The sequence below is a fragment of the Blautia wexlerae DSM 19850 genome, assembly GCF_025148125.1.
GTDB lineage: Bacteria > Bacillota > Clostridia > Lachnospirales > Lachnospiraceae > Blautia_A > Blautia_A wexlerae.
The window spans coordinates 3,734,965-3,758,778 of the sequence record NZ_CP102267.1 but is presented as its reverse complement, the minus strand read 5'-3'; the positions used below and the strand labels follow the sequence as shown (position 1 = coordinate 3,758,778).

Below are 23,814 nucleotides of genomic sequence, written 5' to 3'. Positions count from 1 at the left end.
ATACAGGAAGGAGTTATTATTGAGCCTAAAGCAATTGTGAATGTACATTCAACCATTATGGCAGGGGGCATTATAAGCGTTTGTTTTTAGTAGAGGGCTATTTGAAACAGACGATGTGATAGGCAACACTATCGGATGTTTGATAGGGGCATAATTGCTTTGTTGAGGAGTGCAAAAGAAAAATGAAACTATTAATAGTTGGAGCTGGAGGCTATGGTCTATTGGTTAGAGAAATGGCAGAAGCTCAAGGATATAAAGTTGATTTTCTAGATGACAACAGCCCACTTGCAGTGGGGAAGGTTGAGAATCTTGAGAAAATTGAGGGAGAGTACGATGGCTCAATTGTGGCTATTGGTAATCCAGAAATCAAACAGAAGATATTAAGAAGAATGAAGAACTTGGTTACGCTTATTCACCCCACGGCTTGTGTTAGTGTGAGTGCTGTTATTGGCACTGGTTGTGTGATTGAAGCGAATACAGTTGTTAACTCAAATGCTGTTGTTAATGATGGTAGCTTCATTTGTGCCGGTGCTGTTGTTAACCATAATGCAGTTGTCGGTAAGTTTTGTCAGATTGATTGTAACGCCGTTGTGGCAGTGGGAGCTAAAGTACCAGAAAGTACAAAAGTTCAGAGCTGCACAGTATTTAAATAGATTAGATGAAAAAAGAAATAGTTTAGTAAAGTTTCTTTTAAGGAGAGTTTAAGGATTATGAGCTGGAAAAAAGTTGTTGGAATTGTTGCAGCGACACTTGGAACCGCATTTGTAACTACAGCTGTTGTGGCTAAAGTAAAAAAAGATAATAGTCAGTATAAAAATGAGCCAGATCAGAAGAATCCAATGGAGGGCAAAAAGGTAATCTTTGTTGAGGATGAAAATGATAAAGAAAATGCCGATGGTATGAGGGGGCATCTTGAAGCAGTGGGTGTAACTGGTCATAAGGCGGGTGTATATGAAAAGTATGTTAAGAGAGGAATTGATGTAGTTCTATCTTTTGGCGGACTTGTAGTTCTGAGTCCATTATTATTAGGAATTTCAATAGCTATCAAAATTGATGATCCAGGTCCTGTTCTGTTCACACAGAAGCGAGTGGGAGAAAACAAGAGATATTTCAAATTGCATAAGTTTAGAAGTATGAAAATGTGCACACCACACGATAAGCCAACACATATGTTGGAAAATCCGGAACAGTACATAACAAAGGTTGGCAAGTTTATCAGAGCACACAGTTTAGATGAGCTTCCTCAAATTTGGGATATCTTCATTGGTAATATGTCTGTGATTGGTCCGCGTCCAGGTCTTTGGAATCAGGACTTTCTGACAGCTGAGAGAGATAAATATGGCGCTAATGACATCAAACCAGGTCTGACCGGATGGGCACAGATTAATGGACGTGATGAAATTGAGATTCCGGTGAAGGCTAAACTTGATGGCGAGTACGCTCAGAAGATGGGTCCCCTTATGGATGCTAAGGTATTCTTAGGAAGTTTACATGTTTTCGGTGGCGATAATTCTGTTGTCGAAGGAGGAACTGGCGAGATGAAAAAGCAGACTGTTGGTCGTCACTATACAGACGGAATGACTTCTGAAGAGTTGATTGGCCACATTGGCTTTGGTGAGCCAGTTGAAGTAGATATAGAAACTGAGAAGAAAGTTCTTATTACAGGCGCAGGTTCTTATATTGGAGAAGCATTCCAAACTTATGCAACAGAGCATTATCCAGCACTCAAAGTAGATGCGGTAGATATGATTGATGGATCGTGGAGAGAGAAGAATTTTTCATCCTACGATATTATCTATCATGTTGCTGGAATCGCTCATGCAGATGTTGGAAACGTGGATGAGGCCACAAAAGCAAAATACTACGCAGTTAATACTGATCTTGCAGTAGAAGTTTGTGAAAAGGCAAAAGCTGAAGGAGTGAAAAATTTCGTATTCATGTCATCTATGATTGTATATGGAGATTCTGCTCCTTATGGTAAGAGCAAGGTTGTAGATGAACACACTGTTCCTTTTGCTGCAAATTTCTATGGTGATTCTAAACTACAAGCAGATGCAGCGGTACGAGAATTAGCAGATGATTCGTTCCATGTTTTTGTTTTGAGACCACCTATGATTTACGGAAAGGGCAGCAAAGGTAATTATCCTACTTTAGCCAAGTTTGCAAAGAAACTTCCTGTATTTCCAAATGTAGATAATGAACGTAGCATGCTTCATATAGATAATCTATGTGAGTTTCTTTGCCAGATTATGATGGTTAAGGAAGTTAAGGAGAATGCAATTGTTCTTATTCCACAGAATGGTGAGTGGACTAAAACCAGTGAGATGGTTAAAGAGATCGGTGAAGTAACCGGTAAAAAGGTTAGATTGATTGGTGGAATTATGAAGCCAGCTGTCTTACTTGGCGGCAAGGTGCCTGGTAAGATCGGTGGGCTCGTTAATAAAGCATTCGGAAATTCTACTTATGCTCATGAAATGAGTATTTATGAAGGCATTGTTTATCAGACCACATCCTTAAAAGAAAGCATACAGAAAACAGAAGGAAATATGAAAATGAAAAACAAGAAAATTGCAATTGTCTCATCACAGTATTTTTGGCTGCCGGAAGAAGCAGGTCCATCACGTTTTTATTCAATAGCTAGAACTTTTAAAGATAATGGTTATGATGTAGATGTTTATACTAGTAGCTATGAGCATCATGAGAAAAAACAGAGAGATAAATCAATTAGTACAGATTTGAATGTAATTTATATAGATTGCATATCTTACAAGAAAAATATTGATCCTCGCAGAGAAGTCAGCAATATTATGTTTTCTGCAAAAGTTTCGAAAGAATTGGAGAAAAGAATACTGGATTATGAAGCCGTTTATTGTTCGATTCCACCTAATAATATTGGAAAGACTGTGGGAGCAATTTGCAAAAAACATAATGTACCGTTTATAGTTGACATTGAAGACCTTTGGCCTGAAGCTATGTCAACGTTATTCAGCAAGCCGTTCCAAATACTAACGAAGCCATATTATTTCGATGCTGAAAAAACATATGCATACGCTAATGGAGTTGTTGGTACATCTGAAGAGTATACATCTAGAGCTTGGAAAAATAATGTAAGATCAATTCCTAATAGAACAGTATATGTTGGTACCGATATTAATGCTTTTGATGAAGAAGTTGCCAACAATATTACTAAAGTTATTAAGCCAGAAAATGAGTTTTGGGTCATATATACAGGTTCAATTGGTCATAGTTATGCAATTGATAATGTCGTTAGAGCTGCAAGTCAGATAAAAGATAATGAGAGAATTAAATTTAAAATCCTAGGTGATGGTCCGTTGAGAGTAGAATGCGAAGAATTAGCTAAAAAATTGAATTGCAATAATATTGAGTTCCTTGGATATGTCACACATCCTGCCATGGCTGCGTATTTAAGTAAATCTGATGTTACTATTAATTCGTTTGCTAAAGGTGTTGCTCAAAGTATTGTAAACAAGGTTGGCGATTATCTTGCAGCAGGAAAACCAATGATTAATACATTAGAGAATAAAGAGTGCTGTACATTAATAAATGATAATGTTGTTGGAATAAATGTTCCGGCTGAGATCCCAAATGAATTGGCAAACGCTATTAATAAGATGTTCTCGTCCGAAGAAATGCGCGTATCATACGGAAATAATGCACGACTGCTAGCGGAAATGAAGTTTGATAGAAAAACTTCGTATATGGAGATAATTGACTTGATTTCATCTTTGAAAAAATAATTGATGATAGAGTTGATGTTCTAGAATAGGAGCGAACATATTTATGAACAAATCAATATTAGGTCCAGATCCTAAGATAAGTATCATTATTCCTGTGTATAATGTCGAGCAGTATTTAGGAAGATGTATGGAATCAGTCTTAAATCAAACATACAAGAACATAGAAGTTATATTAATTGATGACGGTTCTAAAGACAGATCTTCAAGCATGTGCGATGAATGGAAAGCAAAGGATGATAGAGTTGTTGTTATACATCAAAAGAACGCAGGTGCGGGTGCTGCAAGAAATGCTGGATTGGCAATTGCAAATGGTGAATTGATTGGATTCGTTGATAGCGATGATTGGATTCAGTTAAATATGTATGAAACATTAATTAACGCAATCAAGAAATATCCAGAAGCTGATATCGCTGAATGTAAAACAACTCGAACAGATGGAAGAAAGGAAATTCCTACCGACGGAGAAAAGAATGTATCAGTCTATTTGCAATCGCAAACACAAACGCTTGAAAATTTTTTTAGAATACATGGCGGGGAAAGTAATTATGGTATTTATACTAAGCTAATTAAAAGAAAAGTTCTAGATCAATTTAAATTTGTTGAAGGTACGATTTCTGAAGATGTGATGGCGTCGTATTATTTTTATACTCATTGCGAGAAAGTCGTGAAAATTGATAAGAAATTATATAATTATTTTCAGAACCAGGAAGGTGTAACAAGAAAAAGCGTATCTAAGAGAGACTTAGAGTACATTGATGCCTTTGAGAGAATTCATAAAGATGTAAAAAAGAAATGGCCTGAACTTGCAGAGTATTCACAGATAAATTATGCAAGAGCAAATTTTACAATATTAGGAAAAATGAAACTATGCGGATATGACAAGGCAGACGTGAATCTTACTTGTGAGTTTGCCAAAATGAAAAAAATAGTGCGTCAAAATTTTAAGAAGTTATTGTTTTGGAAAATGTCAGTTAGCAGAAAGATTCTCCTAATATGGGTATGCATATGATCGGAGATTACCTATGAAAAAAATTCTAGTTATTGGAATGACTAGTACGCCAGGTGGTGTAGAGTCTTTTCTTATAAATTACTGTTTAAACAAGAATATGACAGGTATACAATTTGATTTTTTATGCCCGTCAGAAAATAAGATTGCTTATTCGGAAGAGATTGAAAAACAGGGAAATGTGTACTATGTTGTTCCTAAAAGTAAAAATATGTTTTTACATAAAAAACAACTAAAAGATTTTTTCAAGACGTATTCTAAAGAATACGTAGCAGTTTGGGCAAATTTAAATTCATTGATGAATGTGGATTTCTTAAAAATTGCTAGAAAATCTGGGATTAAACATATTATTGTTCACAGCCACAATTCAAGTAATATGGGTGGATTATTACAGAAAATATTACACACGAAGAATAAGTATTTTATTGGTAAAATAGCTACAGAGTTTTGGGCATGTTCTAGCGGTGCGGCAAAATGGTTCTATCCAAATAAGCTCCCATCTACAGTTATAAACAATGCTATAAATGTTGACAAGTATGAATTTGATCAATTAAAGCGCGAAAATATTCGTAAAGAATATGATTTAGACGGATGCAAAGTAATAGGTCATATAGGAAGGCTGCATTTTCAAAAAAATCAAAGTCAATTGTTGGTAATTATGTATCAGTTAATTCAAAAGGATGAATCATATAGATTGGTTTTAATTGGTTCCGGTCCTGATAAGGAGATGCTTGTTAGAGAGATTTCTCAAATGGGATTAGAAAAGTATGTAATCTTTGCAGGAGAGCAAAAAGATATTGGCGGTTGGCTGAGTGCATTTGATGTGTTTGTTTTTCCTTCAAGATTTGAGGGGCTAAGTATTGTTGGATTAGAAGCTCAAGCAAATGGAATTCCTATTATTGCGTCTACAAATGCAATTAATGATGAAGGACTTATTAATTCAAATGTTATAAGAATTAGTTTAGATAACTCTGTAGAGGAGTGGTGTCATGCAATTGAACAGTCAATTGGAGAAGTGAGATGTGAACACTCTATTATAAAGGAAAGGTTTAGAGCCAAATGTTTTGATATTGATGTAGAGGTTGGAAAAATGTCAAAGTATTTTAATGCATTAGAATGATAAAAAATTGTATATTAGAAAAATGAAGAGGGGATTTTTATGGGAAAAGACAAGATAAGTATTATTATGCCTGCTTACAAAGTGGAAGATACTATAGCACGTTGCATACAATCAATAATTAATCAAACATATTCAAATCTGGAAATAATATTAGTAGAAGATGGTTCTCCGGATAGGTGCCCTGAAATATGCGATGAATATATGAGAAATGATGCAAGAATCAAAGTTATTCACCAGAAGAATGGAGGATTATCTAAGGCAAGAAATGTTGGATTATCTAATGCAACTGGTGATTGGATTCTTTTTGTTGATAGTGATGATTATATTGATTATGAATTATGTGAAAAAGTACATGATTGTGCAGTGAAAAACAAAGCGGATATTGTTATGTTTGGGTTTACTAAGTTTAAAGACGGTGAACAGATTAAATGTAGTGTTGTGGAAAGTGTATCTCGTCTGTTAAACAAAGATGAGGCCATGGGGCTTTTATCCGACCCTAATATTGGAAACTTTTCATGGAACAAGTTTTACAAGAGAAGTTTGTTTAATGATATTAAGTATCCAGAAGGTAGAGTTTATGAAGATTTAGCGACTACTTATAAAGTTATTGATAGAGCTTCGCAAATCTGTTTATTGGAAACAAAATTGTATTATTACTATCAATCAGATAACAGTATTACGCATACGATCACTAAAAAGCATGTTACTGATGAATTCGAGCAGAGATTTGAACAGTATAATTTTTTGATAGAACATAATTATGAAGCGGCTAAACTTGTGAGAGAAGAGTTATTTGCTGATGCATTACAATATTGTATTTACTGCCCGTATGAGCCAAGTAATCCTACATATGCAAATGCCTCAAATGTTATATTAGGCTCAAAGGAAGTTAGACAAATATTTGGTGGAACGTATAAGATTATGTACCATATGTACACTATCTCGGTCCATCTATTTAATTTTGTATGTTGTTTATTAAAAAAACGATTAAAAGTTTAGAAGTAAGGTGAAAGAATGGATAAGAAGACTGCCAAGATTGGAATATTAACTTTTCACAAGGCCATAAATTATGGGTCTGTTCTACAAGCATGGGCTTTACAGAATACCTTGAAGATGAATGGGTATGATTCTGAAATTATTGATTACGAACCCAAAGAACTAAGGCATTTATATGAAACAAGCTTAAAAGATGCTAAAGGATTTAAAAGGAAGCTTAAAAGAATTCTTTCTTTTAAAAGAAAAGTATCTATGCAAAGAGATAAGTTTTTGTGTTTTAGAAAAGAAAATTTACATTTGAGTAAAGAAATGTATTTTTACGACTCGGATTTCAGAGGCATTGCGGATAAGTATGATGTGATAATTACGGGAAGTGATCAAGTTTGGAATACAAACATAGTAGATTGTGATCCTATTTTTTTTCTACCATTTCCTTTTAATGGTAAAAAGATTGCGTATGCTTGTAGTGTAAATGATGGTCAGGTGAATGAAAGATTTCCGGCAGATTGGCTTGAAAAATGGCTCAGGCAGTATGATTTCATTTCGGTTAGAGAACAAAGCGGAGTAGAGAAATTATCTTCATTTTTAAATTATAATATGAAGATTTATAATACCTTGGATCCAACATTATTATTGGACAAAGAGATGTATACTTCGTTACTTGGAGATAGAATTAAGGATGAGCGCTACATATTCTTGTATAATATGTGGACAAAAATGGAAGGAATACAAGTAGCTAAAAAGGTATCTGAAAAATTAGGCTTACCGGTATATACGATTACTAATCAAATGGATATGATTAGAATTGTTAAATATAGCCGTAATGGTGTTAAAGTTGACTTACAGCATACAGGGCCTAAAGATTTTCTGAATTATATTTACTATTCGGATTTTATAATAACAGATTCATTTCACGGTACCGCATTCTCTATTATTTTTAATAAAGAATTTTTGACACTTAATACTCATATGGATAATGGGCAGTATAAAAACGATGAACGTCTTATAAGCATATTAAGTAATGAAGCGTTAGTAGAGCGCTTTGTAAAAATAGATGACATTGACTCTTTGGATTTGCATAAGAGAATAGATTATACGAGAGTAAATGAATATAGAGAAGATTTAAGAACGCAATCGCTTGGTTTGCTACTGGATGCAATTGAGGGAAAAATTAATTTGTAAGACGGGAATAAGGAGGTAAGTGTGTGGAATCACGAAATAGATATTTGGCAAAAAATACGCTGATATTTACAATAGGCAATTTTGGATCAAAATTTATTGCCTTCTTCTTGGTACCTCTTTATACAAGTGTTTTACGAACTGAAGAGTATGGAGTGGCAGATCTTATCACCACATTATGCGCAGTGATTGCACCGGTCTTAATTTTAAACATTTCTGAAGCAATAATGAGGTTTAGTCTGGATAAGGATGCCGATAGAGCGGTAATTACAAAGATTGGTATTAGAATTTTTGAAATCTCTATCATTTTAGGCGTATTACTTATTCCTGTGTATAGTTTGTTTGCACCTATTAGAGAGTACTGCATATATATTTTTATATATAATGTTTCAATTGGTGCTAGTACTGTATTTTTGTATGATTTACGAGGTAAAGAGTTATTGCTTCAGTATTCTATTGGAAGTGTAATTCTTACTCTGACATCAGCGTTGTTTAACATTTTGTTTTTGGTTGTTTTTGATTGGGGAGTTCGTGGATACATTTCTGCATTTATTTTTGCAAATATTGTAACTGCAGTGTATGCGGCGGTAGTTGGAAAAAGTTTTAAAGGATATACAAAAACAAGAATAAACACAGCGAAAATGAAAGAAATGGTGAGCTTTTCGGCTTTTTTAATTCCTAATACGTTTATGTGGTGGATTATGAATTCATCAGATCGAGTTATGGTTACAGCTATGGTTGGAAGTGCAGCTAATGGTATTTACGCAATTTCATATAAATTGCCAACACTCATTTCGACTTTAACAGGGATTTTTAACCAAGCATGGGGATATTCCGCTATTAGGGAGAATGGTGCCGAAGATGAGAGTGAATATAATAATGGCGTTTTTAAATCATTAATTTCAATAGCAATGCTAATGGGAATTGGTCTGATTACAATTATGAAGCCATTTCTAAGTATTTATGTAGAGAAATCATATTATGTTGCCTGGAAATATACACCTTTTTTAGTGATTGGTTGTGTGTATTTGACGTTAGGCACGTTTATGTCAACAACTTATAATGTTCATAAAGATAGTAAAGGATTTTTAATTTCGGCAACTATTGGAGCGGTAGTAAACATTGGCTTGAATTTTCTTTTGATTCCAAAATTCCGAGTATATGGTGCTGCTATTGCTACATGTATTAGTTATATTGTTGTATTCTTGTTTAGATATTTTCATACTCGTAAGTATATACGTTTTAATATTAAAAATAATGAATTCATCATGGGGACTATTTTATTACTAAGTTCATCGCTAATAATGTTTATTGATAATTATGTTGGCATAACAATCCAGATTATACTTCTAGTAATTGCTATGATTATTTATGCCAATTATTGGACCACTATTCTGAGAGGAATTATCAACAAGTTTGTGAAAAGAAAGGTGGGTTAATCTATAGTGAAAAAAGAACCTTTGGTTAGTATCATCGTGCCAATATATAATGTTGAAAAATATATTGTTAAGGGCGTCGAGTCATTATGTAATCAGAATTATAATAATATAGAAATTATTTTAGTTGATGATGGATCACCAGATAGATCTCCTGAATTAATAGATGATTTAGCTCAGAGAGATAAACGAATAAAGGCAATACACAAAACAAATGGAGGCGTATCCTCTGCTCGAAATGTAGGAATTAATCATTCAAATGGTGATTACATTATGTTTGTCGATGGAGATGATTGGGTTGATCCGTCATATGTATCATTTTTTGTAAATATGATTGTTGAATCGAACCATTCAATTGGAATGAATTATAATTATTATTATGATTCCGGCAGAACAAATATAGACAGTAATGATTTTACTATTATAGATAAGAATATAGCAGCTGGATCCATATACAACGGAGATATATTTGTAGCAGTTTGGAATAAGATTTATAGTAAAGTTTTTTTAGATAAAAATCAAATTCGATTTAATGAAGCAATATGGTTTGGGGAAGGAATGTTATTTAACATTGAATGCTTAAAATACACAAATGAGATTGCCGTTTGTAAGAAATCCTTGTATCACCAAACTCCAAATCAAGAAAGCGCTATGCGAGCCTTCAATTTAAAGAGTTTTTTATGTGGAATTAAATCAATGGAATTACAGAAAGAAATAATAGATTCTTTTTCTGATAGCGTTAAAAATGAGTGGGAACTGCATTTGTATGGATACAACCATAGCATTATTGACGGGCTTGTAAAAACGAATTCTGTTGATGATAATGAAGAAGTATACAAAAAATATGTTAAATTGTTACGTCGCAATATTGGTATTCCTCTTAAGTATGAAAGGAGATTTAAGAATAAAATTGCGTGTATTTTATATTTTATTTCACCAAGTATTATGTCAAAGGCGATGCTAAAAAGAAATAATAGAAGGCTTAAGAGCGGTGATTAGCTATGTTGTTAAAAATAAAAAAGAATAATATATTATTACTACTATATGTCATGCTGTCTGCGTTTTATACATCTCCTTTATTTAATATCGGATTGTTTGATTATGTTTTGTATGTACTCTTTCTGTTTAATTGGTTTTTCATTATATGGGGGTTATTTTATGCTTTAAAGAATGATGATGCAAAAGTTGTACTTTCTTTGGCTTTAATTATAGTCGTTATTTTTATGGTATGTATGCTGAATGGTACAAGCCTTAGGCAATGCAATGTTATTCTGACATTGATAATTGGCATGTATTACACTACGAGCATATCATACTCAAAAGCTTTCTATCAGTTAATTAGCATAGTTGGATTGATTTACAACGTACTTGCTTTAATAAAAAGCCCGAATTATTTTGTGAATTGGGAAGCATCAGGTCAGGCAACAATGAATCCTAACACAATTGGAATTATGAATTTGTTTTTTGCTATAATTATAAATTCATACATCCATTTGTTTGTGCCGGACCGGAGAAAAAAATATTGCTATATGTTCTATAATGCATTGCTATTATATATATTGTTTATGTATAGAAGCCGAACGGCACAAGTTGCATTTTTGGTTTTTGTGATAGTATTTGTCTTATTAAAACGAGAAATACTTAATAAACCTAAATTACTATTTATAATTACCTGTGGACTATCAATTATGGGTACAATTGCACCTCTATTGTATTTAGCAATGCCGAAACAAATCATGGATTGGATTGCAAATACAACAGGTAAGTCATATTTTTCTGGGCGTGAAATAATATGGGGGCGTTTTTATGCTGCATTAGCAGATTTTAAGACACTTGTGATAGGACCGGGGATGTGGAGAAAAGAACAATATACATCACTTTGGAACAATGGTCGAGTTTACTCGATGCACAATAATTATCTTGATATTATTTTATGTTTCGGTCTTATTGGTCTAATTATTTTTACTCTTTTTATTGCTACACGTATATATGGTTTAAGTAAACGGAAAGTGTTAAATAACTATGTGTGTTTGTCAGGATATTTTTCATTTATGATCTTGGGATATACTGAGAATAACTTTAGTTATGCCTTTTTTGTAATGCTATATAATATACTGATTGGTTTGGCTATATATGCAAATAAGCAGCTAGAATGAGGAACTCAGTTGATTAGAATTTATTAGAAAAATTATAAGAATACATCTGCTGGAGTTTGAAAAATTGCAGTAGCGATTGTAAAGAATATTATGGAGTGTTTGTATGATATCAGCGCATAATGACAATGATATGGTAATCAACAGAAAAAAGTGGATTGATTACCTTAGGGCTATGGCAATTGTGTTAGTTGTGATTAGCCTTAACTTCCTGAAAAAGTAACACTCAAAAAATGGCAGATTGTAAAAAACCTTGAAAAATAGGGATTTTCCTTAATTTCCAGCCCGAAATAGCCCTAAAAGCATCTCAGGCTGGAAATTTACATGTTATTGGCACCTTGAATCTGAAGAAACTTCCAGGGTCTGACCCCAATGTGGTCAACTTAAGCCCAGAATGCTGAAAATTCAACGATTCTGGGCTTATATTCTGGATTTTTTTATATAAATATCTTGACATATCCTCCTAAATATGTGGTTTATAGATTAAGCAATATTACGTTACCGGCGAAATATTTATCTATTCCAATACGTAGGAGGTATGCCATATGAATCGAACTAATATTTGTAAAAATATCGTCCAATCCATTAAAGATTATATCACAGATCAAGTTAAACTGGAACCCCATCGGGTGGAAAAACATTTTGTACGGCGAAGAAAACTTTCACTTTTGCAAGTTATTATTTATCTGTTCTTTTCTTCAAAAGCTTCCATGTTCCAGAATCTTTCACAGATCAGAGAAGAACTTGGCACACTTTCTTTTCCGGATGTTTCAAAACAGGCACTTTCCAAAGCCAGACAGTTCATTAATCCTTCACTGTTTAAGGAACTTTATTATCTTTCTGTTGATCTGTTTTACAGCCAGATCCCTTCAAGAAAGCTGTGGCAGGGTTATCATCTTTTTGCAGTAGATGGTTCCAGGATCGAACTTCCGAATTCAAAATCAACTTTTGATTTCTTTGGTGAAATGTCCAGCTATCCTGATCCAAACCGACGTTATACCATGGGACTGGCTTCCATAATTTATGATGTTCTGGATGATTATATCCTTCATGCATCTATCCATAAATTTCTTTCCTCTGAACGAGCAGCTGCATTAGAACATCTTAAAGTTCTTGAAGATATGGGACTATATAACAACAGTATTATTATTTTTGACAGAGGTTATTATTCAGAAGATATGTTCCGCTACTGTGTAGAGCATGGGCATCTCTGTGTTATGAGACTGAAAGAGGGAATCAATTTATCTAAAAAATGCAATGGTGATATGATTTCCATTCTTCAGGGAACTTCAAAAGAAGGTACTTCCGATGTACCTATACGTGTCCTTGAGATTCCGCTTGATGATGGCACAAAAGAATATCTTGCAACAAACCTGTTTGATCCTGCTGTTACAAAAGATATGTTCCGGGAACTTTACTTCTACAGATGGCCTGTAGAACTTAAGTACAAAGAACTAAAAAGCCGCTTTGCCATGGAAGAGTTTTCCGGTGCTACTGCAGTGTCTATACAGCAGGAATTTTATATAAATATGCTTTTATCGAATCTGGCCTCCCTTATAAAAAATGAAGCAGATGAGGAAATACAGATTTCTGCCAAAAGCACAAATAAGTTCCGTTATCAGGCCAATCGTGCATTTATCATTGGACGGATCAAAAGTATTGTTCCCAAAATACTCTGCGGACTGTTTGAGCTTTCAATTATTGAACAGTTATATACAGATGCTGTACGCTGCAGATCACAGCTCCTGCCCGGCAGGTCGTTTCCAAGGAAGAAATTGAAATCCAAGGGACGTTCACATTTTCGAAATAAAAAAGCTTCTTTTTAAAATAGAGCCAGCATTCATCAATAGGCTTATTTAAGTGCGGTCATTTTTATAAATCTTCTAGTTTCCAACAAAACAGCAACTGTTTTCTAGCATAAACCGATTTGTTTTGTAGTTTGCATTGGAGGCTATTCGCTAATATGCCCCTAAGTTGACGCTAGGTTGACCACATTGGGGTCTGACCCTATGAAGTTATTTTCAGTGGGTATCATTTTATTGATGATATTTTCTTTTAAAAGCTATTTTATATTTGTGTATAAATCAATAATATCTAAGATAAGAAGGTAAATAAATATGTACGATTATTTAGTAGTAGGATCTGGTCTTTACGGAGCAGTATTTGCACAGCAAGCAAAAGCAGCAGGCAAGTCTGTTCTTGTAATAGATAAGAGACCTAACATAGCAGGAAATGTTTATACAGAAAAAGTGGAAGGCATTAATTTCCACAAGTATGGAGCACATATTTTTCATACTAATAATACAAAGGTTTGGAATTATATTACACAGTTTGCGACATTCAACCGTTTTACCAATTCGCCTGTGGCAAACTACAAGGGTGAGTTATATTCCATGCCATTCAATATGTACACATTTAATAAAATGTGGGGAGTAGTAACGCCGGAAGAAGCTGCTGCTAAGATTGAAGAGCAGAAAAAAGAAATCACAGGTGAGCCACAGAATCTTGAAGAACAGGCAATCAGCCTTGTTGGTAGAGATATTTATGAGAAACTTGTGAAAGGCTACACTGAAAAACAATGGGGAAGGGATTGCAAAGAACTTCCGGCTTTTATTATCAAGAGACTTCCGGTAAGACTTACTTTCGATAATAACTACTTCAATGCTTTGTACCAAGGTATACCGGTTGGTGGGTATACAAAGATGATTGCAAACCTTCTTGATGGAATCGAAGTAAGACTTGGTGTGGATTATCTTGAGAATAAGACTGAGTATGACGCAATGGCAGAAAAGATTGTTTACACCGGCGCTATTGATGCGTACTTTGATTATAAGTTAGGTAATCTTGAATACCGATCGGTCGGATTTGAGAATGAAGTTCTTGATCAGCCAAACTTTCAGGGTAATGCCGCTGTAAATTACACGGATCGAGAGACTCCATGGACAAGAATCATTGAACATAAATGGTTTGAATTTGGTAAAGATGAAGATGGAAATGATATTCCGAAAACAATTATTAGTCGTGAATATAGTTCTGAGTGGAAACCAGGAGATGAACCGTATTATCCTGTAAATGATGAAAAGAATAGCAAGCTTTATTCTCAATACAAAGAGTTGGCTGAAAAAGAAGACAAAGTCATTTTTGGCGGTCGCCTTGGAGAATATAAATACTATGATATGGATGCTGTAATAGATGCCGCACTTGCTATGGCAGAAAAAGAATTAACTATTAAATAGAAGTAGCAATAAATAAGCAAAAATATGATATAGAATGAGCGGCTGTTGTAGAAGTGCTAAGGTTTAGAGGAGTGATAGGCGGTGATCATATTGCGTTACAAAGTATTTTTAGACTCAAATGTGTACGATGGAGCAAACTATTCTTTCAGAAATGCGCTATTTACAGAATACCTCCGGGGTCTGGCCCCAATGTGGTCAACTTAAGCCCAGAATGCTGAAAATTCAACGATTCTGGGCTTATATTCTGGATTTTTTTATATAAATATCTTGACATATCCTCCTAAATATGTGGTTTATAGATTAAGCAATATTACGTTACCGGCGAAATATTTATCTATTCCAATACGTAGGAGGTATGCCATATGAATCGAACTAATATTTGTAAAAATATCGTCCAATCCATTAAAGATTATATCACAGATCAAGTTAAACTGGAACCCCATCGGGTGGAAAAACATTTTGTACGGCGAAGAAAACTTTCACTTTTGCAAGTTATTATTTATCTGTTCTTTTCTTCAAAAGCTTCCATGTTCCAGAATCTTTCACAGATCAGAGAAGAACTTGGCACACTTTCTTTTCCGGATGTTTCAAAACAGGCACTTTCCAAAGCCAGACAGTTCATTAATCCTTCACTGTTTAAGGAACTTTATTATCTTTCTGTTGATCTGTTTTACAGCCAGATCCCTTCAAGAAAGCTGTGGCAGGGTTATCATCTTTTTGCAGTAGATGGTTCCAGGATCGAACTTCCGAATTCAAAATCAACTTTTGATTTCTTTGGTGAAATGTCCAGCTATCCTGATCCAAACCGACGTTATACCATGGGACTGGCTTCCATAATTTATGATGTTCTGGATGATTATATCCTTCATGCATCTATCCATAAATTTCTTTCCTCTGAACGAGCAGCTGCATTAGAACATCTTAAAGTTCTTGAAGATATGGGACTATATAACAACAGTATTATTATTTTTGACAGAGGTTATTATTCAGAAGATATGTTCCGCTACTGTGTAGAGCATGGGCATCTCTGTGTTATGAGACTGAAAGAGGGAATCAATTTATCTAAAAAATGCAATGGTGATATGATTTCCATTCTTCAGGGAACTTCAAAAGAAGGTACTTCCGATGTACCTATACGTGTCCTTGAGATTCCGCTTGATGATGGCACAAAAGAATATCTTGCAACAAACCTGTTTGATCCTGCTGTTACAAAAGATATGTTCCGGGAACTTTACTTCTACAGATGGCCTGTAGAACTTAAGTACAAAGAACTAAAAAGCCGCTTTGCCATGGAAGAGTTTTCCGGTGCTACTGCAGTGTCTATACAGCAGGAATTTTATATAAATATGCTTTTATCGAATCTGGCCTCCCTTATAAAAAATGAAGCAGATGAGGAAATACAGATTTCTGCCAAAAGCACAAATAAGTTCCGTTATCAGGCCAATCGTGCATTTATCATTGGACGGATCAAAAGTATTGTTCCCAAAATACTCTGCGGACTGTTTGAGCTTTCAATTATTGAACAGTTATATACAGATGCTGTACGCTGCAGATCACAGCTCCTGCCCGGCAGGTCGTTTCCAAGGAAGAAATTGAAATCCAAGGGACGTTCACATTTCCGAAATAAAAAAGCTTCTTTTTAAAATAGAGCCAGCATTCATCAATAGGCTTATTTAAGTGCGGCAATTTTTATGAATCTTCTGGTTTCCAACAAAACAGCAACTGTTTTCTGTCATAAACCGATTAATTTTGTAGTTTGCATTGGAGGCTATTTGCTAATATGTCCCTAAGTTGACGCTAGGTTGACCACATTGGGGTCTGACCCCAATGTGGTCGAATCAAAAAACGTTTAGAAAAATTGCTTAAAAGAAACGATTTATTATTCATCTGAAAAAATACGCAGAATACCGGAACTCAGGCAGAATGCAGGTCTTACCACACCGCTTCTGGCAGGGCTTGTTCATACGAAACTGTATCTGCCTGCGACCGGGGCAGGCGTGCCATATACCAGTGGATTCAATACTGCGTCCGGTGTGGCATCAATTGTAGCAGCAGATGAAGGCGATGAAGAATCCAGAGTCCTTTACAATAACGGAGACGGAACCTGGATCGATGAGAACGGAAATCTTTATGAAGAGTAAATGAAAAGAAACGTTTTCCGTAAGCAAATAAGGGAATGGAAAACATTTCTTTTTTTATAAAATGTTATATGAGATATAAAAGCTATTTTGAAATATAATTATTTGATAAGAAAGACATTTTTATTTTACAACAAACAGACATTTTTATGATAAAATATCGATAAAAATAATTTTGGACTGTAACAAAAGTCGTTGCAGTGTCTAAACTACATCAAATGGATACGGAGGAAGAAATGTGCGGGATTTGTGGATTTACAGGTTACAGACAGGATCAGAAGACAGTAATTGAAAAGATGATGAAAGCCATTGAACATAGAGGCCCGGATAGTGAAGGCTCTTTTTGCAGGGAGAAGATTACGCTGGGCTTTCGAAGACTTAGTATTATTGATTTAGCAGATGGGCAGCAGCCTATGGAAAGTGCGGACGGAAACCTGCATATTGTTTTTAATGGGGAAATCTATGATTATAAGGAACTGCGGGCAGAACTTGAGGCTTCCGGCATTTCTTTCTGTACCCATTCTGACACGGAAGTTCTGGTAAATACCATTCAACAGTATGGTGAGAAGGCACTGGATAAGCTCAGGGGAATGTTTGGGTTTGCAGTATGGAATGAAAAAGAGCAGACTTTGATGCTTGCAAGGGATTTCTTTGGAATTAAGCCTGTGTACTATGCCGAAATAGATGGACACTTTGTATTTGCTTCTGAAATTAAGAGTATTCTTGCATTTCCAGGCTATGAAAGAAAAGTAAATCAGAAGGCCCTAGAGCGTGTCTGAAAAACATTTTAAATTGTTTATTTTAACCAAATTAATATTGAGGCGATACAAATAAATCCCAAGTAGGTTGCAGCTAATTTGTCATAACGTGTAGCGATTCGTCGGAATGCTTTTAATTTCAGAAAATACTTTTCTACTAAATGGCGTTCTTTGTATAACCACCAATCACAATGACGTTCAAATTTAGCTCCCTTTCGGGATGGAATGGTTGGCTCTCCACCGCGTGCGTACACATAATCAAGCAATTTATTACTGTCATATCCTCGGTCAGCTAACACATTGCTTCCGTTTATTTCAATTTGATCGAGCAAAGGGATTGCATAATTGATATCATTACGCTGTCCCTCACTGATCATTAAATAAACTGGATATCCATAGGCATCTACTACCGCATGGATTTTGGTGCTGGCTCCTCCACGACTATGCCCGATTTCATTTGAAGGCCCCCTTTTTTTGCACCGGCACTATGCTGGTGCGCCTGGATAATAGAAGCATCAATGGATAATTCTTCCAATTCTGCTTCAAGACTTAAAATACGGAAAATATTATCAAGGATACCATCATCGATCCATTTTCGGAATCGGCTATAGACAGTTTTCCATGAACCATAACGTTCAGGAAGATCGCGCCAAGGTGCCCCACTACGTGCAAGCCATACAATTCCATTCATAATGATACGATTGTCTTTCCTTGGACGTCCTTGTTTTCCAGTATTTTCAGGAGGTAATAAAGGTTCAATGCGAAGCCATTCTTCATCAGTCAACTCATATCGTCTCAACATAGTGAACACCCCTTTTTCTTTATTTTATCATGAAAAAGGGAAATAAAACATGCGTTTTGTGCAATTTTTATTTTTCAGACACGCTCTAGAGCAGTATTTGTCATTTCAATATGCCCCTCTGGAAGAGACCTTTTTTAAGGGAATCTATAAACTTATGCCCGGACATATGCTTTTATATAAAAACGGAAACTATGAAATAAAGACTTATTTCAAAACAAAGCTTACACCTAGCAAGTGGAACCGTAAGACGAATATGGATCAGCTGCGGAGCCAGCTTGCAGAGATTTTAAGGGATTCGGTGAAGCACCACATGTTAAGCGATGTGGAAGTCGGCGCGTTTTTATCCGGGGGAGTGGACTCCGGGTATCTGGCTTCTGCCTCCGGTGCAGATCAGGCATTCACAGTGGGATTTGATGAGGGAGACCGATATAGTGAAGTAAACAAAGCTGCCAAAGTGGCAGAAAAAGCAGGATTGAAACACCATGTGAAAATCATATCCAAGCAGGAATTCTGGGATGCCCTTCCAGATGTGATGTATCATATGGATGAACCACTTGGGGATGCCTCTGCAGTTGCACTTTATTTTCTTTCCAAAGAGGCTGCCGGACATGTTAAGGTAGTCCTTTCCGGGGAAGGCGCAGATGAACTTTTCGGTGGATACAATATTTACAGAGAACCTGAAGCATTAAAGAAAGTTGCCTGGATTCCGTTCGTGCTCAGACGCGCTGTCAAAAAACTGGCTGCAAAGCTGCCAGACGTGAAAGGACGGGATTTCCTTATCCGCGCAGGAATGAAAGTAGAAGAACGCTTCATCGGAAATGCATATATTTACTGTGAAAAAGAGAAAGCACAGATTTTGAAAAATAAAGTAACAGGACCTTCCACGCAGGAATATTTAAGTCAATTTTATGAAGAGCTTGAGTCAGAAAACAGAGGCTCACTTCAAGACATGGAAAAAATGCAGTCTGTAGATCTGAACTACTGGCTTCCTGGCGATATTTTGCAGAAAGCAGATAAAATGAGCATGGCACATTCCCTGGAAGTCAGGGTACCATTTCTGGATAAAGAAGTTTTTAACTTTGCAGCAAAGCTTCCGAAAGAAGCCAAGATTGCAGCAGGTACAACCAAATATATTTTCCGTAAAGCTGTTTCAGAATTTCTTCCACAGGAAACCAATGAACGGAAGAAACTTGGTTTTCCCATTCCAATCCGTGTGTGGCTGCGGCAGAATGACTGGTATCAGATGGTAACAGATTTATTTACCTCGAAAGAAGCAGAAGAATTTTTCCATACAGAGAAACTGCTCCAGCTCCTGAACAACCATAAAGATAAAAAAGCAGATAACAGCCGTAAAATCTGGACAGTTTTAACATTCCTTATCTGGTACGATAGATTTTTTACTACATGTTCGAAGTGAGAGAGTTGGTTATGAGACGGTAAACATGTAAATGTATGTGAACTTCCAGTAATTTTTCCACCTAAAGAAAAAAGAACGAAATAAAATCATAAAAAATCCCGGTTTTCTGCGGCTTTCCATTGCAGATAGCCGGGAAATATAGTACAATTATTTTAGGCGGATAACCGCCTAAAAGGAGGGCGCTATGTATCTGGATTTTTTAGTGAAAGTACCAACCGTAAAAGGCAAGATCACACGGAGAAAAAAGTCAAATGTTGTATATATAGAGTATGAGTATGACCGGGTTTATGATCCATCCCGGAAGTATACTTTTCCCAAAAGAGTAACGATCGGAAAATTGTCAGATATGGATCCGGAACTCATGAAACCGAATCAAAATTTCCTGAAATATTTTCCCGATGCAGAGCTTCCGGAAAGCAAAAACAGAACTTCCAGAAGCAGCTGTCTCAAGGTAGGAACATACTTTGTACTGCGTAAGATCATAGAAGAATGCAGCTTGAACGATATCCTTGGAAAGTATTTTGGATCGCGTGATATAGGGCTGTTTTTAGATCTGGCGGTTTATTCGATCATAGCAGAAAACAACGCAGCGCAGTACTATCCGGATTATACATACAACCATCCACTTTTTACGGAAAAGATGAAACAATACAGCGATTCAACCGTATCAGATTTCCTGAATTCAGTAACAGATGATCAAAGTACAGGATTTCTGAATACATGGAATGAGTCACGGAATTACCGCGAAAAGATTTATATTTCTTATGATTCAACGAATAAAAACTGTCAGGCCGGGGATATAAAAATGGTTGAATTTGGGCATCCGAAAGTAGATATGGGAGAGCCGGTATTTAATTATGCAGTTGCGTATGATACTCATAATCAGGAACCATTATTTTATGAAAAATATCCAGGAAGTCTGAATGATATCTCCCAGCTTCAGTTCATGCTGGATAAAGCATCCGGATATGGTTATAAGAAGATCGGATTCATTCTGGACAGGGGATATTTCAGCTGCGAGAATATACAATATATGGATAAATGTGGGTATAGTTTTGTTATCATGGTGAAAGGGATGTCTGCCCTTGTGAATGAACTGATCCTGGAAAATAAAGGGACATTTGAAAATAAGCGGGTAAACAATATCTATGAATATGGAGTTTACGGAAAGACAATACGGCACAAACTGTATGCAAGTGATAAAAAAGAGCGTTATTTTCATCTGTATCATAGCATTTCCAAAGAAAGCGCAGAACGGATAGAGATTGAAAATCGGATCAACCAGATGACGCAGTATCTGAAAAAGTACCAGAATAAGGTAAAGGAATCCGGTTCTGGATTTGAGAAGTATTTTAACCTTCATTATGATGAAAAGAGCCAGGCTTTTATACTACCAGAAGAACGGTGCAGTGTGGTAGAAAGAGAACTGGATCTGGCAGGATATTTTTGTATCATTACATCGGAAAAGATGAGTGCGAAGGAAGCAATCGAACTGTATAAGAGCAGGGATGTATCGGAGAAACTATTCCGCGGAGACAAATCATATCTGGGGAATAAGAGCATCCGGGTGTATTCAGAAGAATCAGCAAGAGCGAAGATATTTGTTGCATTTGTAGCCATGATAGTGCGCTGCAAGATGTATATAAAACTAAAAGAAGAAATGAAAAAACTGGATAAGAAACTGAACTATATGACTGTACCGGCGGCAATAAAAGAGCTGGAAAAAATAGAAATGGTACGTCAGTTAGACAATATATACCGTCTGGATCATGCAGTAACAGCGAACCAGAAAGTAATATTGAAAGCCTTTGGACTGGATGCGAATAGTATAAAATACTTTGCGTCAGAGCTGAGTAAGGAACTGAAAGAAGCAGAATAAGGAAGGAAAATAAAGATGGCAAACGAAGTGAAGGTGGTCGGAGGTCCGAACAGTACTGCAAATAATTAAAAAAGCTGTCTGGATTCCGGATGCATTTGCATCCGAAACAGGCAGCTTTTGTTGTATCAGTATTTAGTATTTAACCCTTGACCGCACCTGCGGAAACACCTTCTACAATGAATCTGGAAAGAAGAATGTAAACAATGATGACCGGGAAGATGGAAAAGGCGATCATTACATACACCTGTCCCATGTCAAACTTCAGGAAGTCTGCACTTCGAAGCTGTGCGATCAGTACAGGAAGTGTTTTCTTTTTATCTGAGTGAAGGACCAGCGCCGGAATGAAGTAATTATTCCAGCTCTGTACAAAGGTAAAAATTGCCTGCACAGCGATAGCCGGTTTCATAAGCGGGAATACGATTTTGTTAAAGGTATTAAATTCACCGGAACCGTCAATACGTGCTGCTTCCACAAGCTCCAGAGGAAGGTTGCTTTCCATGTACTGTTTCATATAGAAGAAAGTAACAGGAGCAGCAATACTTGGAACGATCAGTGGGACAAAGGAGTCGTCCAGACCTATTTTTCCCAACAGCTGAAGGAATCCAAGAGCAGTTACCTGAGTTGGGATCATCATGACTGCAAGGATAAATGTAAACATAAATTTTTTTGCTTTAAAATTGTATGCATGGATAGCGTAAGCAGTCATTGTTGAAAAATAGGTACATAAAACAGCGGAGCAGGTAGCAATGAAAATACTGTTGAACATACCATTCCATACAGGGAGTGTTCCTGCGAGAAGATTTTTCCAGTTCTCAATGAGATGTCCTCCGGGAATGGCTGTGAATCCCTTTTTCAGTGCGCCATTAGATCTGGTGGCATTGATAAACAGTACATAAAACCAGAACAGGCAGAAGAAGGAAATGATGATCAGTACGATATAGGCAAGAGTACGCTGACCTTTCATGCTCATTCCTTTTTTATTTTTGGAGTTTTTTTCATTCATTCTTCTCACCTCCATCAGTCTTTTATCTTGTTAAAGCGGAATACGATCAGGCTGAGCACTCCTGTGATAATGAACAGGAATACGGATAATGCACCACCCATTCCGTAGTTCTTGCTGAACAGATGCTTGTTCAGGAACATGATCAGTGTCATAGTGGAACGCATGGGGTCGCCGGTTCCGTTTGTCAGGATCTGAGGTACATCGAACATCTGCATGCCGCCGATCAGGGATGTGATCATAACATAGATCAGGATTGGACGAAGGAGTGGAAGAGTGATCTTTCTGAAAATCTGTGAGGAAGTTGCACCGTCTACTTCAGCTGCCTCGTAAAGCGAGGAGTCAATTCCCATCATACCTGCCATAAGAAGAATAGTTGTATTTCCGAACCACATCAGGAAGTTCAGGACTGCAACAAGGGTTCTGGCACTCCAGGCATGGCTGAAAAAGGAATATGCCTGTTTCAGTATTCCTGACTGCATCAGCATTGCATTGATGGGACCGCCGTCTGCAAATAAGGTAAAGAATAACATTGCAAAGGCGGATGCCATGATCAGGTTTGGCAGATAAATAACTGTTTTGAAGAAGCGCTGTCCCTTAAGCCGGAGGCTTGGATTGGAGAACCAGGCAGCCAGGAGCAGGGAAACCAGGATCTGTGGGATAAATCCCATTACCCACATGATCATTGTGTTTTTAAAATAAATCCAGATATCGCCACCCTGAAAGAGCTTTGCATAATTGGCAAGTCCCACAAAATTCGGTCCTATCTGCGTTAATCCAGATCTGTAATTTTCAAAGAAACTGTTATAAATTGTACTGATAAGCGGAACGAGCTGGAATATGAGATATACTACTACAAATGGTATCAGGAAGATATATCCCCATTTGTTATAGCTGACCGCTTTATGGTTATTATTCTTTGCCATTATCTTCCTC

18 protein-coding genes and 1 pseudogene are annotated in these 23,814 nt (G+C 36.2%); 16 read left to right on the top strand and 3 right to left on the bottom strand.

What is annotated here, in order from left to right:
• The first annotated feature begins 182 nt into the window (after nucleotides 1–182).
• The 14 genes from NQ550_RS17435 (at nucleotide 183) to NQ550_RS17370 (ending at nucleotide 17,801) form a co-directional block, all read left to right on the top strand.
• On the top strand, nucleotides 183–653 hold the full coding sequence (locus NQ550_RS17435; RefSeq protein WP_025577830.1) for a PglD-related sugar-binding protein: 471 nt from the start codon (nucleotides 183–185) through the stop codon (nucleotides 651–653).
• Nucleotides 654–710: 57 nt separating this feature from the next.
• Nucleotides 711–3,758 (top strand): sugar transferase, encoded by a 3,048-nt coding sequence (locus tag NQ550_RS17430; RefSeq protein ID WP_049947357.1) that lies wholly within the window; start codon nucleotides 711–713, stop codon nucleotides 3,756–3,758.
• Nucleotides 3,759–3,801: 43 nt separating this feature from the next.
• Complete coding sequence (locus tag NQ550_RS17425) at nucleotides 3,802–4,767, top strand: glycosyltransferase family 2 protein (RefSeq protein WP_025577832.1); 966 nt, start codon at nucleotides 3,802–3,804, stop codon at nucleotides 4,765–4,767.
• 13 nt (nucleotides 4,768–4,780) lie between these two features.
• Entirely contained in the window at nucleotides 4,781–5,884 is a 1,104-nt protein-coding gene (locus NQ550_RS17420) for a glycosyltransferase (protein ID WP_025577834.1), read from the top strand.
• Between the two features lie 39 nt (nucleotides 5,885–5,923).
• Nucleotides 5,924–6,883 (top strand): glycosyltransferase family 2 protein, encoded by a 960-nt coding sequence (locus tag NQ550_RS17415; protein WP_025577836.1) that lies wholly within the window; start codon nucleotides 5,924–5,926, stop codon nucleotides 6,881–6,883.
• A 15-nt stretch (nucleotides 6,884–6,898) separates the two neighbouring features.
• On the top strand, nucleotides 6,899–8,062 hold the full coding sequence (locus NQ550_RS17410; protein ID WP_025577837.1) for a polysaccharide pyruvyl transferase family protein: 1,164 nt from the start codon (nucleotides 6,899–6,901) through the stop codon (nucleotides 8,060–8,062).
• Between the two features lie 23 nt (nucleotides 8,063–8,085).
• Nucleotides 8,086–9,498 carry an oligosaccharide flippase family protein gene (locus NQ550_RS17405; RefSeq protein ID WP_025577839.1) on the top strand — a complete coding sequence of 471 codons (1,413 nt, stop codon included), beginning with the start codon at nucleotides 8,086–8,088 and terminating at the stop codon, nucleotides 9,496–9,498.
• A 6-nt stretch (nucleotides 9,499–9,504) separates the two neighbouring features.
• Nucleotides 9,505–10,494, top strand: a complete 990-nt coding sequence (locus tag NQ550_RS17400) for a glycosyltransferase family 2 protein (protein WP_025577841.1) — start codon at nucleotides 9,505–9,507, stop codon at nucleotides 10,492–10,494.
• A gap of 2 nt (nucleotides 10,495–10,496) precedes the next feature.
• Nucleotides 10,497–11,651 (top strand): O-antigen ligase family protein, encoded by a 1,155-nt coding sequence (locus NQ550_RS17395; RefSeq protein WP_025577843.1) that lies wholly within the window; start codon nucleotides 10,497–10,499, stop codon nucleotides 11,649–11,651.
• A gap of 542 nt (nucleotides 11,652–12,193) precedes the next feature.
• Nucleotides 12,194–13,474 (top strand): IS4 family transposase, encoded by a 1,281-nt coding sequence (locus tag NQ550_RS17390; RefSeq protein ID WP_055058306.1) that lies wholly within the window; start codon nucleotides 12,194–12,196, stop codon nucleotides 13,472–13,474.
• Between the two features lie 291 nt (nucleotides 13,475–13,765).
• Entirely contained in the window at nucleotides 13,766–14,884 is a 1,119-nt protein-coding gene (glf, locus tag NQ550_RS17385; protein ID WP_025581333.1) for a UDP-galactopyranose mutase, read from the top strand.
• 362 nt (nucleotides 14,885–15,246) lie between these two features.
• The gene (locus NQ550_RS17380; RefSeq protein ID WP_055058306.1) at nucleotides 15,247–16,527 is read left to right on the top strand and encodes an IS4 family transposase; all 1,281 of its coding nucleotides are present in this window, start codon (nucleotides 15,247–15,249) and stop codon (nucleotides 16,525–16,527) included.
• A gap of 354 nt (nucleotides 16,528–16,881) precedes the next feature.
• On the top strand, nucleotides 16,882–17,025 hold the full coding sequence (locus NQ550_RS17375) for a hypothetical protein (protein WP_173704898.1): 144 nt from the start codon (nucleotides 16,882–16,884) through the stop codon (nucleotides 17,023–17,025).
• A 215-nt stretch (nucleotides 17,026–17,240) separates the two neighbouring features.
• Entirely contained in the window at nucleotides 17,241–17,801 is a 561-nt protein-coding gene (locus NQ550_RS17370; RefSeq protein WP_259838254.1) for an asparagine synthetase B family protein, read from the top strand.
• 17 nt (nucleotides 17,802–17,818) lie between these two features.
• Here the strand turns inward: NQ550_RS17370 and NQ550_RS17365 are convergent.
• Nucleotides 17,819–18,582: pseudogene (locus NQ550_RS17365) on the bottom strand (IS5 family transposase).
• 49 nt (nucleotides 18,583–18,631) lie between these two features.
• On the opposite strand from NQ550_RS17365, the gene asnB reads away from it, so the two are divergent.
• Both asnB and NQ550_RS17355 read left to right on the top strand, forming a co-directional pair.
• Nucleotides 18,632–19,999: an asparagine synthase (glutamine-hydrolyzing) gene (asnB, locus tag NQ550_RS17360; protein WP_025579261.1), complete on the top strand. Its 1,368-nt coding sequence runs from the start codon at nucleotides 18,632–18,634 to the stop codon at nucleotides 19,997–19,999.
• A gap of 184 nt (nucleotides 20,000–20,183) precedes the next feature.
• Entirely contained in the window at nucleotides 20,184–21,878 is a 1,695-nt protein-coding gene (locus tag NQ550_RS17355) for an IS1634 family transposase (protein WP_025579259.1), read from the top strand.
• Nucleotides 21,879–22,017: 139 nt separating this feature from the next.
• On the opposite strand, the gene NQ550_RS17350 is transcribed toward NQ550_RS17355, so the two are convergent.
• On the bottom strand, nucleotides 22,018–22,881 hold the full coding sequence (locus tag NQ550_RS17350; RefSeq protein ID WP_022380254.1) for a carbohydrate ABC transporter permease: 864 nt from the start codon (nucleotides 22,879–22,881) through the stop codon (nucleotides 22,018–22,020).
• 14 nt (nucleotides 22,882–22,895) lie between these two features.
• Nucleotides 22,896–23,804: a carbohydrate ABC transporter permease gene (locus NQ550_RS17345; protein ID WP_025579256.1), complete on the bottom strand. Its 909-nt coding sequence runs from the start codon at nucleotides 23,802–23,804 to the stop codon at nucleotides 22,896–22,898.
• Nucleotides 23,805–23,814: the final 10 nt, after the last annotated feature.

Coding starts and splice junctions, on each gene's coding strand:
- NQ550_RS17425 (WP_025577832.1), top strand. CDS start 3,802: ATGAACAAATCAATATTAGGTCCAGATCCTAAGATAAGTATCATTATT.
- glf (WP_025581333.1), top strand. CDS start 13,766: ATGTACGATTATTTAGTAGTAGGATCTGGTCTTTACGGAGCAGTATTT.
- NQ550_RS17410 (WP_025577837.1), top strand. CDS start 6,899: ATGGATAAGAAGACTGCCAAGATTGGAATATTAACTTTTCACAAGGCC.
- NQ550_RS17355 (WP_025579259.1), top strand. CDS start 20,184: ATGTATCTGGATTTTTTAGTGAAAGTACCAACCGTAAAAGGCAAGATC.
- NQ550_RS17345 (WP_025579256.1), bottom strand. CDS start 23,804: ATGGCAAAGAATAATAACCATAAAGCGGTCAGCTATAACAAATGGGGA.
- NQ550_RS17435 (WP_025577830.1), top strand. CDS start 183: ATGAAACTATTAATAGTTGGAGCTGGAGGCTATGGTCTATTGGTTAGA.
- NQ550_RS17370 (WP_259838254.1), top strand. CDS start 17,241: ATGGATACGGAGGAAGAAATGTGCGGGATTTGTGGATTTACAGGTTAC.
- NQ550_RS17390 (WP_055058306.1), top strand. CDS start 12,194: ATGAATCGAACTAATATTTGTAAAAATATCGTCCAATCCATTAAAGAT.
- asnB (WP_025579261.1), top strand. CDS start 18,632: ATGCGTTTTGTGCAATTTTTATTTTTCAGACACGCTCTAGAGCAGTAT.
- NQ550_RS17380 (WP_055058306.1), top strand. CDS start 15,247: ATGAATCGAACTAATATTTGTAAAAATATCGTCCAATCCATTAAAGAT.
- NQ550_RS17350 (WP_022380254.1), bottom strand. CDS start 22,881: ATGAATGAAAAAAACTCCAAAAATAAAAAAGGAATGAGCATGAAAGGT.
- NQ550_RS17415 (WP_025577836.1), top strand. CDS start 5,924: ATGGGAAAAGACAAGATAAGTATTATTATGCCTGCTTACAAAGTGGAA.
- NQ550_RS17420 (WP_025577834.1), top strand. CDS start 4,781: ATGAAAAAAATTCTAGTTATTGGAATGACTAGTACGCCAGGTGGTGTA.
- NQ550_RS17430 (WP_049947357.1), top strand. CDS start 711: ATGAGCTGGAAAAAAGTTGTTGGAATTGTTGCAGCGACACTTGGAACC.
- NQ550_RS17395 (WP_025577843.1), top strand. CDS start 10,497: ATGTTGTTAAAAATAAAAAAGAATAATATATTATTACTACTATATGTC.